At 64.5% G+C, this 14,357-nt stretch carries 9 protein-coding genes; 6 read left to right on the top strand and 3 right to left on the bottom strand.

Features of this window, described 5'->3' with window-relative positions:
- Nucleotides 1-303: 303 nt before the first annotated feature.
- From ACM2ZB_RS04005 to ACM2ZB_RS03995, 3 genes are all read left to right on the top strand, one after another.
- A complete protein-coding gene (locus tag ACM2ZB_RS04005) occupies nt 304-9,015 on the top strand; it encodes a GH36-type glycosyl hydrolase domain-containing protein (RefSeq protein WP_416057541.1) in 8,712 nt (2,903 codons plus the stop codon).
- On the top strand, nt 9,012-9,263 hold the full coding sequence (locus ACM2ZB_RS04000) for a hypothetical protein (protein WP_416057540.1): 252 nt from the start codon (nt 9,012-9,014) through the stop codon (nt 9,261-9,263). The genes ACM2ZB_RS04005 and ACM2ZB_RS04000 overlap by 4 nt, the downstream gene beginning before the upstream one ends.
- A 266-nt stretch (nt 9,264-9,529) precedes the next feature.
- On the top strand, nt 9,530-10,558 hold the full coding sequence (locus tag ACM2ZB_RS03995; RefSeq protein ID WP_416057539.1) for a cytoplasmic protein: 1,029 nt from the start codon (nt 9,530-9,532) through the stop codon (nt 10,556-10,558).
- Between the two features lie 53 nt (nt 10,559-10,611).
- On the opposite strand, the gene ACM2ZB_RS03990 is transcribed toward ACM2ZB_RS03995, so the two are convergent.
- Nucleotides 10,612-10,953: a hypothetical protein gene (locus ACM2ZB_RS03990; RefSeq protein ID WP_416057538.1), complete on the bottom strand. Its 342-nt coding sequence runs from the start codon at nt 10,951-10,953 to the stop codon at nt 10,612-10,614.
- A 20-nt stretch (nt 10,954-10,973) separates the two neighbouring features.
- The gene (locus ACM2ZB_RS03985) at nt 10,974-11,348 is read right to left on the bottom strand and encodes a hypothetical protein (RefSeq protein ID WP_416057537.1); all 375 of its coding nucleotides are present in this window, start codon (nt 11,346-11,348) and stop codon (nt 10,974-10,976) included.
- 137 nt (nt 11,349-11,485) lie between these two features.
- Between ACM2ZB_RS03985 and ACM2ZB_RS03980 the strand changes: the two genes are divergently transcribed.
- The 3 genes from ACM2ZB_RS03980 to ACM2ZB_RS03970 are packed head-to-tail and all read left to right on the top strand — an operon-like array spanning nt 11,486 to nt 12,974.
- On the top strand, nt 11,486-12,148 hold the full coding sequence (locus tag ACM2ZB_RS03980; protein ID WP_416057536.1) for a hypothetical protein: 663 nt from the start codon (nt 11,486-11,488) through the stop codon (nt 12,146-12,148).
- Nucleotides 12,149-12,168: 20 nt separating this feature from the next.
- Nucleotides 12,169-12,669 carry a hypothetical protein gene (locus tag ACM2ZB_RS03975; protein WP_416057535.1) on the top strand — a complete coding sequence of 167 codons (501 nt, stop codon included), beginning with the start codon at nt 12,169-12,171 and terminating at the stop codon, nt 12,667-12,669.
- 20 nt (nt 12,670-12,689) lie between these two features.
- Nucleotides 12,690-12,974 carry a hypothetical protein gene (locus ACM2ZB_RS03970; protein ID WP_416057534.1) on the top strand — a complete coding sequence of 95 codons (285 nt, stop codon included), beginning with the start codon at nt 12,690-12,692 and terminating at the stop codon, nt 12,972-12,974.
- A 216-nt stretch (nt 12,975-13,190) separates the two neighbouring features.
- Here ACM2ZB_RS03970 and ACM2ZB_RS03965 read toward each other — a convergent pair whose 3' ends face one another.
- Complete coding sequence (locus ACM2ZB_RS03965) at nt 13,191-14,258, bottom strand: restriction endonuclease (RefSeq protein WP_416057533.1); 1,068 nt, start codon at nt 14,256-14,258, stop codon at nt 13,191-13,193.
- Nucleotides 14,259-14,357 lie beyond the last annotated feature (99 nt).

The following is a 14,357-nucleotide window of genomic DNA, read 5'->3' as shown; positions in this document are numbered from 1 at the left end:
AGCGTCCGCTTCCGGCCAGAAGCGGACACTTGGGTCTAGCCGCCCAAGCGAATCGTCACTGTGCCGAGGTATGGTGGCTCCCACCTTAAGTAGGCCGGCTGCCCCCATGCGTCCTTCCTGAGAGATCAACTGCTTTAGAGAAGTTAATCAGCTTCCTGGCCCGTCTGATATCTGCGCGCATTTGAAGAACAGCAGGCTCGTAACCGTAAACAGCACAGGTGATTCCAGCCGGCGACTGGCCTTCACAGCCAGCGACGCACATCAGATGCAACTATGCAGGACGCGTCCCTCCCCTGGTAGCCCATGCCCCACCTTCGTCGTCTATTTGGCAGCTGGCTGCGCCTGCGCCGTCGCTTGCGTTGGCGATGGCGTGAGCACCAGGCCTCGGCGCCGGCCATCGAGCCCACCGAAGGCCCACTGCGCGCCGCGCTGTACAGCGTTGAACAGATGGAAGTGTACGGCCGGGCGCTTGCACGTCAGCATCGCGTACGGATGCACCCCGGCCCGGAGCGCTTGCTCGGTCGTCTGCAGGCCAATGAGCGCGTGCTGTTAGACGCCAACACGCTACTCAGCAGCGTGGTGCGCGAACAGCGGCCGGTAACCCCGGCGGGGGAATGGCTGCTCGACAACTACTACCTGATCGAGGAACAGATCCAGACCGCGCGCCGGCACCTGCCGCGCGGCTACAGCCGGCAGCTGCCTTCACTTGCCTCAGGCCCCTCGGCTGGATTGCCACGGGTATACGAACTGTCGATGCAGGCCATTGCGCATGGTGATGGGCGCATTGACGCAGACACGCTGGGCCGGTTCATTGCCTCATACCAGTCTCTCGCGCCACTGAGCTTGGGCGAACTGTGGGCAGTTCCCATCATGCTGCGCCTGGCTCTGCTGGAGAATCTGCGGCGCATGGCTGCGCGGGTGATGCGCGATGGAACCGACCGCCGCCTGGCTTCGAAATGGGCTGACAACCTGAATCAAGCCGCCTCCGAGACCCCCACCGAAGTGGTCCTCGTGGTTGCCGACATGGCACGGTCCGCGCCGCCGTTGACCGGCGCATTCATCGCCGAGCTGACGCGCTCGCTGCAGGGGCGCGGCGGTGCGTGGGCCATGCCTGTCGCATGGTTGGAACAGTGGGCTGCAGCGGCCGGGCAGCGCGTGGACGAGCTGGTCGCCGCCGAGGGGCAGCAGCAGGCGGCCGATCAGGTATCCATCGGCAACAGCATCGGCAGCCTGCGCTTTCTGTCCACCATGGATTGGCGCACGTTTGTTGAAGAGATGAGTGTGGTGGAGCAGCGCCTGCGGGAAGACCCGATGGCCGTGTACGCGCAAATGGATTTCGCCACCCGCGACAGCTATCGCCACGTGGTGGAGAAGATCGCCCGCGGTAGCCGAATGGCAGAAGAGCGCGTTGCCAGCATCGCACTGGACCTGGCACGGGCGGCTACGCCGCCGGATGGGCCGCGCACGCACGTGGGCTACTGGCTGGTTGGCGAAGGCCGCAATGCCACCGTTGAAGCGGTAGCGGAGGCAGCACCGCGCCACCGCAGGGCACGGCAACTGGCACATCGCGTGCCGCTTGCGCTGTACCTGCTGCCGATCGCCCTGCTGGCAGTTCTGGCCACCGCTGCCCTGCTGGCAACCGGCGGTGGTTCTGTACACATCTGGCTAGCCGCGCTGCTCGCGCTGCTGGTGTTCAGTGAACTGGGCATCGTGCTGGTGAACTGGGCAGCGACGGTGCTGGTTGCACCCAGGCCGCTGCCCAAGCTGGATTTCAGCGAGGGCATTCCTGCCGCCTGCGCCACCGTGGTCGCGGTCCCCTCGATGCTGTCCAGCATGGACGGAATCGACGTGCTGGTCGAAGCGCTGGAGGTCCGCTTCCTGGCCAACCGGGATCCCCAGCTGCGCTTCCTGCTGCTGACGGACTTTCTCGACGCAGCGGCAGCCACGGTGCCGATGGACGACGCCCTGCTTGCGCACGCCGTGGAGCGGATCGAAGAGCTGAACAGGCGCTACGCGCCAGAGCGCGGTGATCGCTTCTACCTGCTGCACCGCCCCAGGCAATGGAATCCTGGTGAAGGCGTGTGGATGGGACACGAGCGCAAGCGCGGCAAGCTGGCAGCGCTCAATGCCCTGCTCCGCCAGGGCGATGCCGCCGCGTTCATGCGCATCGTCGGCGACGCGGCGGCGTTGATCGGTGTCCGTTACGTCATCACGTTGGATTCGGACACGCAACTTCCGCGGGATGCGGCACGCGCGTTTGTCGCCACCTTGGCGCACCCACTCAACCGCCCGCGCTTCGACCCGACGCTGCAACGCGTGGTGGAGGGGTACGGCATCCTGCAGCCCAGCGTAGGCACCAGCCTGGGCCGGCGCCGAACCTCGCGTTTTGCCCGGATGTTCGGCAGCGAGCCTGGCATCGATCCATACACGCGCATGGTCTCCGACGTCTACCAGGACCTGTTCGACGAAGGCTCGTTCGTGGGTAAGGGCATCTATGACGTCGACGCCTTCGAACTAGCGCTCGAGGGCCGCCTGCCCGAGAACCGCATCCTCAGCCACGACCTGCTGGAAGGCTGCTATGCGCGTGCAGGTCTGGTCAGTGACGTGCGCCTGTACGAGGACTACCCCGAACGTTACGCCGCCGACGCCAAGCGCCGTGCGCGCTGGATCCGCGGTGACTGGCAGCTGTTGCCCTGGTTGATGCCGTGGACACCGCGCCCGGGCCCGGGCTGGGAGCGCAACCGGCTCAGCCTGCTGTCCCGCGGCAAGTTGCTGGACAACCTGCGCCGCAGCCTGGTGCCGATCGCTGCCCTGGCCTTGCTGGTGTTGGGCTGGTTGTATGCCGGAAACCCTGCTGCCTGGACGGCGTGGGTGCTGGCCCTGTGGTTCGCCCCGCCGCTGGTAGGAATGCTGCGCGATGCACTGAGCGTTCCGGACGACACACCGCTGGAGGCGCATTACATCAAGGTCGGGCGCGGTACGCTGCAGTCGTTGCTGCGCGCGTCGACCCAGGTCGCATGTCTGCCCTTCGAAGCGTTGCTGGCCAGTGATGCGGTGCTGCGCACACTCTGGCGCATGGCCGTCACGCGCCGTCACCTGCTGCAGTGGAACCCCTCCAGCGAAGTCGAGCGCCGTCTCGGTAGTGACCGTGGCGCGGAATGGAGGGTGATGGCGCCGGCCTCACTGCTGTCACTGGCTCTGTTGGCTGCAGTGGCCAGCGTGCGCCCGCAGGCATTGCCGGCCGCCCTGCCCTTGCTGCTGGCATGGACCTTTGCGCCGGCGTTGATGGCTTGGTTGGGCCGCCCCCCTGCAGCCATCGTGGCGGAGCTGTCCGTTACGCAGCGGGCGTTTCTGGGCCGGCTGGCGCGGCGCACCTGGTCTTTCTTCCAGGCCTGGGTGCGTGAGCAGGATCATTGGTTGCCACCGGACAACATCCAGGAGCATCCGTCGCTGGTGGTGGCACGCCGCACCTCGCCAACCAACATCGGCCTGTCCCTTCTGGCCAATCTGTCGGCCTGGGATTTCGGCTACCTGCAGATGGGCGCGGTTGCTGAACGTACGGCCCTCACCTTCGATACGCTGGACAAGCTGCCGCGCCATCGCGGTCACTTCCTCAACTGGTACGACACCGGAACCCTGGCGCCGCTGCCGCCGCGCTATGTCTCCACCGTGGACAGCGGCAACCTGGCCGGCCACCTGCTGACGCTGCGCCAGGGCCTGCTCGCGCTGGTGGATGCGCCGGTACTGGCGCCGCACACGTTCGATGGCTTGGCCGACACGCTCGGTGTACTGGAAGAGGAACGGCAGCGTTGTCGCCCCAACGATGCACCACTGGTCGAGGGGCTCAATCACCTTCGCCAGCGTCTGGCGTCAACGTGTATCGACCGCCCTGCCGGAACGGCGGAGACTCTTGCCCGCTTGCAGGAGTTGGCGGGCCTTGCCGACCTATTGCTGGCACAGTGGCCCGCGCCGCCGTCGCCCGGGGAAGGCGAACTGCATTGGCCGGGCCTGTTCGCTGCCGAATGCCACGCCGCCCAGGCGGCACTCGCTGACCTCCCTGCCGATGCCACGATGGACGACGAGGCCCCGGTGCCAAGCCTCCGCCAGCTGGCCGCCCTGTCCGGTACAGCGGGTGCGGACGCGCGCGCGCGCATTGAGGAGCTGCAGGGCCTTGCGCACCGCGCCGGGCAGTTCTCGCTGATGGAATACGGGTTCCTGTTCTACCGCACCCGCAACCTGCTCTCGATCGGCTACAACGTCGACGACCATCGCCTCGACAACAGCTTCTACGACCTGCTGGCCTCCGAAGCGCGGCTGTGCGCCTTCGTCGCCATCGCCCAGGGCCAGCTGGCGCAGGAAAGCTGGTTCGCGCTTGGGCGGATGCTCACCGAGGTCAACGGTACGCCGACGCTGTTGTCATGGAGTGGCTCGATGTTCGAGTACCTCATGCCCCAGCTGGTGATGCCCAGCTATCCGGACACGCTGCTGGACCAGACCACGCGGCACGCGGTCGAGGCGCAGATCGTCTACGGTCGTACCCTGAACCTGCCATGGGGGGTGTCCGAGTCCGGCTACAACGCCGTCGACGCCCGCCTGAACTACCAGTACCGGGCGTTTGGTGTGCCGGGGCTGGGGCTCAAGCGTGGCCTCGGCCAAGATCGGGTCATCGCACCCTATGCGAGCATGATGGCACTGATGGTGGCGCCGGAAGCAGCCTGCCAGAACCTGCAGGAGCTGGAGGAATTGGGCTTTACCGGGCGCTTTGGCATGTACGAGGCCATCGACTACACGCCCGCGCGAGTGCCGCCCGGGCAGGATCACGTACTGTTGCGTTCGTTCATGGCCCACCACCAGGGCATGGGTCTGCTGTCGCTGGACTACCTGCTGCGCGATCAGCCAATGCAGCGCCGGTTCCTTGCCGATGTCGAGTTCCAGGCCACCCTGCTGTTGCTGCAGGAGCGCATTCCGCGCATCGGCGTATTCCACCCGCACGAGGTGGAGGCGCTGGGCGAGCACCCGGCCATGGCCGAGGACGAAACGTCGCTGCGTGTACTGCAGGATCCGGGCGGACCCCGCCCGGAAGTACAGCTGCTGTCCAACGGCCGCTATCACGGCATGCTGACCCACGCCGGCGGTGGCTACAGCCGCCATGGCGACCTGTCGCTCACCCGCTGGCGTGAGGATGGCACCACCGACGCCTGGGGGTCGTTCTGCTATCTGCGTGATGTGGACAGCGGCGAGTTCTGGTCTGCTGCGTACCAACCCACCTGCGTGGCGGTAGACCATTACGAGGCGATCTTCTCGGACGCAAAGGCGGAATTCCGTGGTACCCGCCGCGGCTGCGAGAGCCACCTGCAGGTTGCCATCTCCGCCGAGGACGACATCGAGCTCAGGCGCCTGCGCCTGACAAATCGCAGCCGTCGCCCGCGCACCGTCGAGGTCACCACCTATGCCGAAGTGGTACTGGCACCCGCCGCGGCCGACGATGCGCATCCGGCCTTCAGCAATCTCTTCGTGCAGAGCGAGATCCTGGCGGCCAAGCAGGCCGTGTTGTGCACCCGCCGTCCTCGTTCGCACGACGAGGTGCCGCCATGGATGTTCCATCTGGTCGCGGTGCATGACGCAGCAGTCGTCTCGATTTCCTACGAAACCGACCGTGCGCGCTTCCTGGGCCGTGGCAACACGCCACGGGCGCCGCAGGCGTTGACCACCGATGCCGATCTGTCCGGCACCGACGGCTCAGTGCTCGATCCGATCGTGGCCATCCGCGTCCGCGTGGTGCTTGAGCCAGAGCAGACGGTGCAGCTGGACATCGTGTATGGCGTCGGCGCCGACCGCCCCGGTTGCGAGGTACTGGTAGACAAATACCGTGACCGCCGCCTGGCCGACCGCGTCTTCGACCTGGCATGGACACACAGCCAGGTGGTGCGCCGGCAGATCAACGCCAGCCAGGCCGAGGCGGCGCTGTACGAGCGCTTGGCCGCCCACGTGCTGTATGCCGGGCCACTGCTGCGCGCGGGTGCCGGGGTCCTGCTGCAGAACCAGCGCGGACAATCCGGGCTGTGGAGCCATGCCATCTCGGGTGACCTGCCCATCGTGCTGCTCAAGGTCACCGATGCGGACAACGTGGAACTGGTCAGGCAGCTGGTGCAGGCGCACGCCTATTGGCGCCAGAAGGGGCTCAATACCGATCTGGTCATCTGGAACGACAGCAAGGCCGGCTATCGGCAGGAACTGCAGGACCAGATTCTGGGGATGGTGGCCGCCAGTTCGGAAACGGGACTGCTGGACCGCCCCGGCGGCATCTTCGTACGGCCGGTGCAGAACATGACCCACGAGGACCGAGTCCTGTTGCAGGCGGTGGCACGGGCGGTGATCAGCGACGAGGACGGCACCCTCGCTGCGCAGGTCGGCCGCCAACCGTTGCCTCAGCGACGGATCCCGCCCCTGGTGCCGCAGGCGGTACAGCAGGAACTGGCAGTGTCGCCGGAGGCGGCTCCGGGGCTCCCCATCGTCACCGACGCGGGCCCCGACGCCGGCTTGCCCCCGGGCGCCGAGCACGACGAGGAGATGGATGATCCGTGGCCGTTCCTTCCCTACCGTGGCGCCGGCCAGTTCGACAACGGCACCGGCAGATTCAGCGAGGACGGTCGCGAGTACGTCGTGATGGTGCGCGAAGGCGCGCCCACGCCGGCGCCATGGGCCAACGTGATCGCCAACGCCCGCCTGGGCACGGTCGTCAGCGAAAGTGCGCCGGGCTACACGTGGTTCGAGAATGCGCACGAATTCCGCTTGACGCCCTGGCTCAATGACCCGGTCTCGGACACGGGCGGCGAGGCGTTTTACCTGCGCGATGAGGAAACCGGTCACGTCTGGTCGCCAATGCCGCTGCCGTGCAGGGGCACCGGGGCATACCGTACGCGCCATGGATTCGGCTACACCGTCTACGAGCATGTCGAGGACGGCATCGCCAGTGAGCTGTGGGTGTTTGTCGACGTCGCCGCGCCATTGAAGTTCTCGGTCCTGCGCTTGCACAACCTGTCGGGCAGGACACGGCGGCTGTCGGCCATCGGCTACGTCGAGTGGGTGATGGGTGACCTGCGCGCGAAGTCGCGCATGCACGTGGTCACCGAGTGCGATCCACAGACCGGGGCGCTGCTGGCGCGGAATGCCTACAGCACCGACTTCGGCGGCCGGATGGCCTTCTTCGACACCGATGCCGACGGCTGCGGCTGGACCTGTGATCGCCTGGAGTTCATCGGCCGCAACGGCAGCCTGCATGCACCGGCGGCGATGCGGCGCGAACGGCTGGATGGACGGATGGGTGCAGGCCTGGATCCCTGTGCGGCGATCCAGGTGCCACTGGAGCTGCCGCCAGGCGACCGCAGTGAAACCACGTTCCGCCTTGGCGCCGGCCGCGACCGCGAGGAAGCGCTGGCGCTGGCACGAAGCCGCCAGGGCGCCCAGGAGGCCATCGACGCGCTGGACGCGGTGCGCATCCACTGGCGCAATGTGCTGGCCACGGTGCAGGTGCGTACGCCGGACCCGGCGTTGGACGCGCTGGCCAATGGCTGGCTGGTCTACCAGACCCTGGGCTGCCGCTACCTGGCGCGCAGTGGCTACTATCAGTCAGGCGGAGCGTTCGGCTTCCGCGACCAGCTTCAGGACGCGCTCGCCCTCGTGCACGCTCGCCCGGAGCTGATCCGCGAACACCTGCTGCTCTGCGCTGCACACCAGTTCACCGACGGCGACGTGATGCACTGGTGGCACCCACCGCAAGGTCGAGGGGTGCGCACCCGCTGCTCCGACGATTATCTGTGGCTGCCCCATGGCGCCTGCCGCTACCTGGAGGTCACCGGCGATGCCAGCGTGCTGGACGAGACGGTCGGCTTCATCGAGGGGCGTGCGGTGGCCGCGGAGGAGGAAGGGTACTACGACACGCCTACCCCTTCGACGCAGCGCGACACGCTGTATGCGCACTGCGTCCTGGCGCTTGAACGCGGTTGCCGGCTGCTCGGCGAGCGCGGCCTGCCGTTGATGGGCAGTGGTGATTGGAACGATGGCATGAACCGCGTTGGCGACCAGCAGCGCGGTGAAAGTGTGTGGCTCGGCTTCTTCCTGCATGACACGCTGCACCGCTTCATCGGGGTGGCCAACGCGCGTGGCGATGCCGCCCGTGCGCAGTGGTGCCAACAGCAGGCCGAAAGCCTACGCCAGAACCTGGAACAGCATGCCTGGGACGGGGAATGGTATCGCCGCGCCTGGTTCGACAACGGCACCCCGTTGGGCTCGTCACAGAACCAGGAATGCCGCATCGACTCGATCTCCCAGAGTTGGTCGGTGCTGTCAGGCGTTGCCGCACCTGAGCGTGCCACGCAGGCGCTGGATTCGCTTTACACGCATCTGGTGCGAAAGGACGCCCAGCTGATCCAGCTGCTCGATCCGCCCTTCGACCAGACCACCGAAGACCCCGGCTACATTCGCGGATACGTGCCGGGCGTGCGCGAGAATGGCGGCCAGTACACGCACGCGGCCGTGTGGGCGGCGATGGCATTCGCACAGCAGGGAGACGCGGTGCGTGCCTGGGAACTTGCCGGCATGATCAACCCGCTCAATCATGCACTGAGCCCGGAGGCGGTGCAGACCTACCGTGTCGAACCCTATGTGCTGGCAGCGGATGTATATGCCGTGTCTCCGCACGTCGGACGCGGCGGCTGGACGTGGTACACCGGTTCGGCCGGCTGGATGTATCGCCTGCTGGTCGAATCCCTGCTCGGCATACGTCGCGAGGGCGATCGCCTATCGCTTGCGCCCTGCCTGCCCGATCACTGGCCATCATTCGAACTGAGCTACCGCTTCGGCCGCAGCTTCTACGAGTTCGTGGTGACCCGCACTGCGCAGGGTCAGCCTACGCTGCATGTGGATGGCATGTTGCAGCCGGACCTTACCGTCCTGCTTCGGGATGACGGACATCACTACCGTGTCGCGCTTGATCTGGGGGCGGCCACGGGATGAACGTTCGCCCCGAAATCCATGTGCAGCTTGATGCGCTGGGCGAGATGCTGGTGCACTGGTTGGCGCAGGTGCGGCATCCGGCACAGTTCTGGCCGCAGTTTGAATTGCTGGCTGGGGAGATTCTGGACCAATGCGAGCACGCTGAAAGAGGTCAGGCGCACGCGGCCATCCAGGCCATGCTCAAACGCCACGCGCCGCAGCTGCCCAACTGGCACCAGCGTGACGACAGGTTGCCACCGAGGACGTGAGGAGAGTAGTCACTGTTACTACCCTGGATGATCAGCAAAACTCCGTCATAGACGCTTTGTATCCATCACTGATAGCGAGCCCTGATCTCCTTTCCCCCGATGTCCCCTATCGGCCAGGAGCGGACATCCACCCTACCCCTGATAACGAACCCTTATCGTCAGTACCTGGGCACGGCCTCCGCCGGTGCCCAGATTCCATATAAACTCCCCTCGGGTTCCAGCCGCCACCCAGGACTGAAAGCGGCCGTCAGACCAGGAAAGTCGCCATGCGCTCACCCGCCTCACTGGTGCTCTGCCTCTTCATCGCACTGGCCCCACTGTCGTTCGCCGTCGGCACCGCGCACGCCGGCCCGTCCGAAAGCTCCCCCGAATACGCCGAACGCAACGGCATCCAACTCCAGGTAGAGGCCCTGCTGGGCCAGGAGGATTTCGCGGGGCTGGAAGCTTTGGCCAAAAAGTACCGCCGCTCCGGTGAGACCACCTCCAGCGGCACGCTCAAGCTGACGCATTTCTACGAAGCGCTGTCCAATCTGTACGAAGCCGACCAGATTCCCCTCGGTGAGGATGACCCGAAGCGCGACCGGATCCAGCGCTGGGCGAAGAAGTACCCGCGCTCTGCCACATCGCACCTGGCCGTGGCCGCCACCCTGCTCGGGCGTGGCATGGCGTACCGGGGCTATGACTATTCCAGTTCGGTCAGCGCCCAGGATACCGCCCACTTCCACGCCTACACCGAAGCGGCCATGAACTACCTGGCCGACCACAAGAAAACGTGCGCCAGCGACGCCGGCTGGTACGAGCTGGCATCGTCCGCGGCCGTACGGCTGAACTGGGACGCTACCGACCTGATGGCGCTGGTGGATGAGGGCATGGCCAAGCACCCGGGCAATCTGACGATTCCGTTTGTGGCGGCGCAGTATTTCTCGCCCAAGTGGGGCGGCACGCCCTATGCCGTGGAATCGATGGCACGGCGCGCGCTCGAGACGGTGCCGGAGCGCGACCGTCCTGCCCTGTACGCACGCATCTACTGGTCCACGGCGGGCAGCTATTACAGCAGCCCGTTCGTTGAAAAGCAGGTGGACTGGCCGTTGATGAGCCAGGGAATCGACGATGTCCTGGCCCGGTATCCCTCCGACTGGAACCTGCAGAACTTCGCCCATTTCGCCTGCCAGGCCGGCGACAAAGCCAAGACCCGCAGTCTGATGGACCGCATTACGCTGCCTATGGAACTTTATGCTTGGTGGGACGGAGACGTATACGAGTACTGCCGGCAATGGTCGCGGGAGGCGTCCTGAGTGCCGGCACGCCGACTTCTTGCGCCCCTGCCCGCTGCATCACAGATACAGCCCTAAGGCGAGATCCAGTAGGCGCCTCGAACGACGTTACCTTGTTCGTTGATCTCAAATGACCATGCTTCACCGGTCAACGAAGGTCGGTTGAGGTACCAGAGTCTCTTCGCGCAGGCAGCTTCGCACTTGGATTCCTCATACCCCCGGGGTGCTTCCGTGCCCCGCTCCTGAACGTATGACGGATCACCCATTGTGTGTAGTACGTCATCAACAGAATCGCCCGTCCGGACATTCTTGAAGTTCCTCTGCCCGGCCTCGGAGATGTAGGTGCAGGAGCCGATATACAGCGCAACAAGCGCCGCAACCGAAGCAACGACGATCTTCCCAGGGCTCCACTTCATCGCGCCTCTCCTTTAGTCCATCAGATCTTCCTGATGGACTCCACATAGATCACATCTTCCGAGCAGCCAAACCCCTCGATCTTCCGGTCCTTGATGTCGAACCACATCATTTCGGCCATGCGGGGCCGGAATTGCAGCGACCCAGTGATGGCCACCCGTTTCGTGTCCCAGCGCGGGCTGTTCTTCAGCACGCTGGCCGGAAGTGCCAGGTCGTAGCACCTGCCGTCATCCAGGGTGACATAACCCAGGCCATGGCTGCCAGAGAATATCTCCACCACGCCCGTGACCTCCATCAGCGTTTCCCGGCCATCGCCGGCAGGCTCTGCAGCGGTACCCTGCCCGCTCAGGGTTGTACCAGCGATCATTGCCGCGATCAGCAGCGTCTGCACGACCATGTGGGCCCCCTCGAGGCGATAGCGCCGATTAGCAGCATGCTACATTCAACAGGCCATCCGGCGCATGTGTGACGACAATCACATGCCTTTGGTTGTCTGCCAAGGGTGAACCAGGAATCGCAAGGACAGAAAGCGCCATGAGGCACCCTGCCCTGCGCGCCCATCTGGGTGCCGCATCCGCTGCAGTGATGTCATTCGTACTGGCCGCTTGCAGCAGCCCAAACGACCATGCATCGGTCACCGCGGATCTCCGCACGCAGCTGGAAGGTTCAGACGTATGTGCGTTGCTGATCGCCCCTGAGTGGCCGATCGAGAAAGGCGCCGATCTTCTTTCTGGGGCGGGCGTTGACGCCCTGATCGCGGCCGACCTGGTCCGTCGCGAGCCTGTTGAGAATCGGGCCAAGGAGACCCCGCAGGCGCGCATTTCCATCACTGAAACCGGCAGGCCGTATCTCCAGCTTCATACGTTCGGTGCTGACGCTGCGCCGTCGCCCTATCTCTGTTTTGGCAAGAAACAGATCAAGAGCATCGCGCGCGGCGACGATGGCGTGGTGCGTTACAGCTACCGCATCGTGGGTGCCCCCGCTTGGGCCCAGCGCAGCGACATGCGCGCCGCTTTCCCCTTCCTTGTCCGCCTGCTCGACAGGGAGCAACACGCCGAGGTTGGGGCCGTGGAGAAGGATGGGCGCTGGCAGCTTCCGGGCGGTCCGCTCCGGACCAATCTTGCCGAGCTGGGCAACACCGGCTTTTATCCCTGCCCCTACCCCAACGCGCTGCCTGACGAAGACCCCTGCCGCTGAGTGTCGAAAGGAGTTTTGACATGAAACTTGCCTTCACCAGTGCCCTGTTCGGGCTTGCCTTCAGCTCTGCCGTTGCGGCTCAGGACGCGCCGGACAGCGGCTGGTCCAAGGACCCGGCAAGTGGATGCCGTTTCATTGCGCCCCGTTCCCTGCCGCCGGGACCGACCTATTGGATCGGCGATTGCACGGGTGGCAAAGCCAGCGGCCTGGGGGTATTGCGCCGGCGCGATGGCGCAGTGGCGGGCGAGGCGTTCTACGGCCAGCTGAAGGATGGCGTGCCAGTCGTCGGCGTGATCGACACCAGCCGGGGGAATGAAGGCGGGTACATCGTGGGCCGCTGGAAGGACGGCGATCTGGTGACCAACGAAGAGGGCCCCTGGCAGGACCGCGCGGATGCCTTCACCGCCGCCGCCAGTGCCGCACGCGCGGCAAGTGCAGCGTTCAAGGCCCAGAAGAATGAGGCGTCTGCCCGCTTCTACGCCAAGCAGGCCGAAATACTGGATGAGCAGCTTGACGGCTGAGCGGCGCAGGAAGGGACAGGATGAGCAGTGATTGGATGTTCGATCAGGCCCCGAACGTAGCGTGCATCACCTGTCAGGCGGTGCTGGACGGCAGCCCTGTCCTTGTGGTGACGCACTACGGTGATGATCACTCCTGGGCGTTCCTGAGCGGCTCGGAAACCGATCCGGATCAGGCGCGGGTGGTGTCGATGGGGACCATCGTGCAACGTCATCCTGAGATTGTTGGGATCTCGAACTTGTTGCCGGGAATGACGGCGGTGCGGTCTGCACCGGGTGAGATGTGGCGCATCGACCGGCACGGGTGATAGACGAGTGGCTGCGCAATATCATATGAACGCAGCCACTCCCATGCATCGGAGGTGGCCAGTCGGACACTTGTGAAGGTCAATGAACCAAGCGTGCCATGCGCAGGTCCTGCCGACATATTTTGCCAGTGCACCGTATCGTGCCCAGCTCCTCCGCAGCACCACGCAGCCCTGAGCCTGGGTTCTTCGCTTGCAGGGCTCTCAAGCCATTAATCTCTATTCGGCGTCCAGGATCTGCGGAACATAGATCCTCTGCAGCGGAAGCAATCCCTTGTGCCGGGAATCAAACTGCTCGTAATGCTGAAAAATCAGCTCGACAAGCTCGTAGCCATCGATCAAGCGAAGGTTCGATTTGCTTTGCTCGTACGCTCTGGATGAGGGGCTGAAGGTGCCAAGCGTAACAAACAAGCCATACTCACCGGACGAAAGCTTGCCGTACAGCGCCGATACGTCCTTGTCGGACGCGGTTCCGGAGCTGCTCTTTACCTGAACCTTGATGATCGGAGGCTCGATTCCGAGGTGATCCTTGTGCGCAATGATATCCACACTTGGTTCATTCTTCCTGGTTAGCCGCGCGTGATAGCCCATGCACTGCAGCAAGTGTAATACGAACCCTTCGAGTGGCAGTCCTTTCAGGTCCTGTGTCAGGCGCTTGAGGACGAAGTCGCGGGTGGTACCTTCAATGTCCTCGGTGACCGACGCAACCGTTTCGTCCTGATCGATGTTCACTGCCGCAGCGGGCGTGCCCTCAACTATGGAGCGATATTCGTCAGAGTAGTTCTTGATCTGGAAAAGGCTCAGCGCAGAGCCTATCTCATATAGCGCCCCCTGACTGAAATCGAGGCGAGGCACCTTGTGCAGCCATTCGACCTTACGGCGATGGGGATAGCCGCTCTCTCCAGTGGGATCGTACTGATAGTCCCCCACCACTCTGCAGATATGGATGTGCTTGTCCTGCTTTGATGGATAGGCGACCAGATCACCTTTCTTCATTTCATGCAGAAAACGAAAGGGGACGCCAGACACGGTGGCAATGCCGCCCTTCTTGGCATTGGGATACGCGCCAATGTAGCGGAGCTTGAATGCCTCGCGGTCGGAAGCCAGCTTCTTTAGGTCACCCATCCGTGCCCAGCCGATTGCGATGCAATCCTGCTTCAGGAAAAGAAAATCCGCATCCCCGGTGCGGCCCGCGTGGATGCCCCAGACCGGAACGTCTGAATTTGAGATCTTGGCCATGATTCCAATAGAAATGAGGTGTTGATTCTGTTGATGCTTCCAGGTCATTCCATTCCTGGGGTCCAGTCAAGGCTACCCGACCATACGGGGCGCTTCCATAGGAACAATGGCAGTGGAGTTCATCGCGGCAGGCCGCGGCTCTTTGTC

Origin of the sequence: Stenotrophomonas maltophilia (assembly GCF_047782825.1) — a bacterium.
Lineage (GTDB): Bacteria > Pseudomonadota > Gammaproteobacteria > Xanthomonadales > Xanthomonadaceae > Stenotrophomonas.
The sequence above is the reverse complement of the archived record's forward strand: the minus strand, read 5'-3'. Positions and strand labels throughout refer to the sequence as shown.

Excerpts from the sequence above, each read along its gene's own strand:
- ACM2ZB_RS03985 (WP_416057537.1), bottom strand. The coding sequence starts at position 11,348 with ATGGTCGTGCAGACGCTGCTGATCGCGGCAATGATCGCTGGTACAACC.
- ACM2ZB_RS03995 (WP_416057539.1), top strand. The coding sequence starts at position 9,530 with ATGCGCTCACCCGCCTCACTGGTGCTCTGCCTCTTCATCGCACTGGCC.
- ACM2ZB_RS04005 (WP_416057541.1), top strand. The coding sequence starts at position 304 with ATGCCCCACCTTCGTCGTCTATTTGGCAGCTGGCTGCGCCTGCGCCGT.
- ACM2ZB_RS03980 (WP_416057536.1), top strand. The coding sequence starts at position 11,486 with ATGAGGCACCCTGCCCTGCGCGCCCATCTGGGTGCCGCATCCGCTGCA.
- ACM2ZB_RS03965 (WP_416057533.1), bottom strand. The coding sequence starts at position 14,258 with ATGACCTGGAAGCATCAACAGAATCAACACCTCATTTCTATTGGAATC.
- ACM2ZB_RS04000 (WP_416057540.1), top strand. The coding sequence starts at position 9,012 with ATGAACGTTCGCCCCGAAATCCATGTGCAGCTTGATGCGCTGGGCGAG.
- ACM2ZB_RS03970 (WP_416057534.1), top strand. The coding sequence starts at position 12,690 with ATGAGCAGTGATTGGATGTTCGATCAGGCCCCGAACGTAGCGTGCATC.
- ACM2ZB_RS03990 (WP_416057538.1), bottom strand. The coding sequence starts at position 10,953 with ATGAAGTGGAGCCCTGGGAAGATCGTCGTTGCTTCGGTTGCGGCGCTT.
- ACM2ZB_RS03975 (WP_416057535.1), top strand. The coding sequence starts at position 12,169 with ATGAAACTTGCCTTCACCAGTGCCCTGTTCGGGCTTGCCTTCAGCTCT.